This is a genomic window from Bacillus sp. LR_5, from assembly GCF_042709275.1.
Window position 1 is genome coordinate 1 of sequence record NZ_JAVAXX010000491.1, and the last position, 2809, is coordinate 2809.

A 2809-nucleotide genomic window follows, 5' to 3' on the forward strand; every position below is an offset into this window, starting at 1 on the left:
CAGTCTTAAATGCAAGTAAGCGGCATAGAACAAAAACGTGATCAGCGCCCATACTTCCTTCGGGTCCCAGCCCCAAAATCTGGTCCACGCGAGCTGAGCCCAAATCATCGCAAAGATCAGCGCGCCGAGCGTAAAGATTGGAAACCCGATTGAAACGGCCCTGTACCCAACCTCATCCACCAGATCAAGATTGACGTTTTTCACCAGCGGATGTAACAGAGCGCTGATTCTTTTTCTGATGATCAGACGAAGCCCGCCATACAAAACAAGCCCTGCTCCAAATGACCAAATGACGGTGTTCACCTTTCTGCCTGAGAAAAGGGCAGGCAGCTCAGCAAGCGGCTCCATTCTCCCCTCGGTCAAAAGCTCCCCCTGATGCGGGCCGACAAGCGCAGGCATTTCGTACACCATCACGCTTTTTTCTTTATTTTTATCCACCCAGTTAAACTCCGCTTCATAGCCTGCAATACGAAATGCTGATGTGATCGCAATAAAGGCGACAGTTGTGACCAGGATAAACATAATCGCTTCAAGCCAGAACGTTTTTTTGCTTGGTTTTGTCTGGTCTACATGCTTTAAAAGAAAGATGACACCTGCGACAAAGCTGATGGCAAGTATAGCTTGCCCAAGCGCGGCTGTTGTTACGTGAATATACAGCCAATTGCTCTGCAGTGACGGAATTAAGGGTGAGATATCCGTCGGAAACATGCTTGCATAAGCGATCAGCAATAAAGCGATTGATAGCGTAAACAGGCCCAACGAAGGCAATCTATAGATAAAATATAAGATAATAAACGCCAAAACAAGCATCATGCCAAAGGCGGTGGTGAATTCAAACATATTGCTGACAGGCGCATGGCCGCTGGCAGCCCACCTAGTGATGAAATATCCCAAGTGGCAGAGAAAACCGATAATAGAAAGAGTGATTCCAATATTGGCCCATCGGTTTGGCTTGCCCTTTTTATCTTTATTTCCGCGTATGGCCCCGCCGAAAATCGGGACAGCGATTAAATACACAAGAAAGGCCGCATAAAGAAAATTTCCGCTCAGCTCTGCCATGACATCACTCCCTTTTCGCCTATTTCTGTGTTTTGATTAATTCTTTTTGGTCCTCCGGTTCAGTCAGTCCGGAATCAGCCAATACAAAGGCTAAATCCTTCTTCAGGCCATACCAGTTTTTATTCGTATGCCCCGCCACCATGACTGCACCGTCCTGCGAGTGCAGCCAGATTCTTCGGTGCTGCCAGTACATACCTTGAATGACACCGATCATAAAAATGGCTCCGCCGACGGCAAGCACCCAGAGTGTCAGATCCTTTCTGACTGTAAGTCCGGTAATGTTTTTCGTTTCAACATGGTCAAATTTCAGCTTGTATTTATTGCTGCCGGAGCCTTCGATGGTTTCTTGGATGGCAACAAAGCTTTTTTCACCCTTCGGTTTGTCCGGCGTTATGATATTAAAGACAAAAGCCGGGTTGTTAGGGATTTTTGTTTTTGTGCTAGGCTCTCCATCCTGATTAAAATAGAAGTCTGGCAGGTAGCTGGCAATTTCAACTTTGTAACCGTTACCAAGATCATAAACCGAATCTGGATCCAGAAGGTTGATCTTCAAGCTCCCAAAGGATTTTTTTGTTTTTTTGTCTATTAGCTGGAACACCATTTGATCAAGCTGATTCTCTTTATAATCCACCTGGTAAACGGAAAAGGAATCAAAACGCAGCGGCTGATTGACACGGATGTCCTCTTCTGTTACTTTTTTCAGCTTCGGTTTCTCGCCATAAACAATTTTTCCTTCTCTCTTGTAAAGTACGGCATCTGTTTGAAAGTTCTTTGCTACTCTCCCGTCCCCGACTCTGTCAATGGCATCTGCGAATACCTTTTTTTCTGTTTTGCTGTTATAGGTCTCTACGCTGAATTGATTGTTTTTCAAATAATATTTTCCGTCTGTTCCCGGAATTGCTGCAGTTTCGCCTTCTCTGACCCAAAGCGTCTCATCGACGTACATGCCAGGCACAAATCTCAGCATCGCACCGATCAGAAAGATAATCAATCCAATGTGGTTGACATACGGGCCCCAGCGTGAAAAACGCCCTTTTTCGGCAAGAATGCTGCCCTGTTTTTCTCTGATTCTATAATGCTTTTTCTTTAAGAGAGCAGCAATCTTTTCTTTTGCTTCCCCGTCTAGTACAGTATCCGTTTCACTGAACAAGCGCTGCCTTCTTAAAAAAGCAGGACTCCTTCTGACACCTTGGTTTTTTAACGCTCTGTATAATGGAATGACCCGGTCGAGGCTGCAAATCACAAGTGAAATGCCGATCGAGGCAATGAGCAACAGGTACCACCAAGATCCATATAAATGATGAAACCCGAGCAAATAATAAAGCTGGCCGAACGTGCCGTACTGCTCTTTGTAATAAGTATCAGCCTGTGCGCCCGGAGGCAAATAAGCTTCTTGGGGAAAAATGGTGCCGAACGCTGATGCGGCAAGGGTTATGACGATAAGCCATATTCCCACCTTAACCGAAGAAAAGAAATTCCAAATTTTATCGATGATCGTTTTGTTATAGGTTTGTGAACGTCTTGCACTTCCGTCATATCTCATATCAGCAAGCGGAGGCTGAGTTTCTTGGAGAGCTCTTCCGCACGATTCACATAGAACGGTTCCGACCGGGTTTACATGTCCGCATTCACATTTGACTTGCTTCATCCCGAAGTCTCTCCGGGTTTAATCAGATTCATATAATCGTGTATCATGCTTTCTGTCATAGTGCCGGTCACCACCTTGACAACTTTTCCTTCCGGATTGATT

2 protein-coding genes and 1 pseudogene are annotated in these 2809 nt (G+C 45.4%); all 3 read right to left on the minus strand.

Features of this window, described 5'->3' with window-relative positions:
* Window positions 1-1059, minus strand: a 1059-nt coding sequence (gene resC, locus RAC86_RS37510) for a cytochrome c biogenesis protein ResC (RefSeq protein WP_377886838.1), incomplete at its 3' end; no start/stop codon positions are given.
* A gap of 19 nt (window positions 1060-1078) precedes the next feature.
* Window positions 1079-2707 carry a cytochrome c biogenesis protein ResB gene (gene resB / locus RAC86_RS37515; protein ID WP_072566497.1) on the minus strand — a complete coding sequence of 543 codons (1629 nt, stop codon included), beginning with the start codon at window positions 2705-2707 and terminating at the stop codon, window positions 1079-1081.
* Window positions 2704-2809 (minus strand): annotated as a pseudogene (locus RAC86_RS37520) (thiol-disulfide oxidoreductase ResA); the annotation flags it as partial. The gene resB and the pseudogene RAC86_RS37520, both read right to left, overlap by 4 nt.

Excerpts from the sequence above, each read along its gene's own strand:
- resB (WP_072566497.1), bottom strand. The coding sequence starts at position 2,707 with ATGAAGCAAGTCAAATGTGAATGCGGACATGTAAACCCGGTCGGAACC.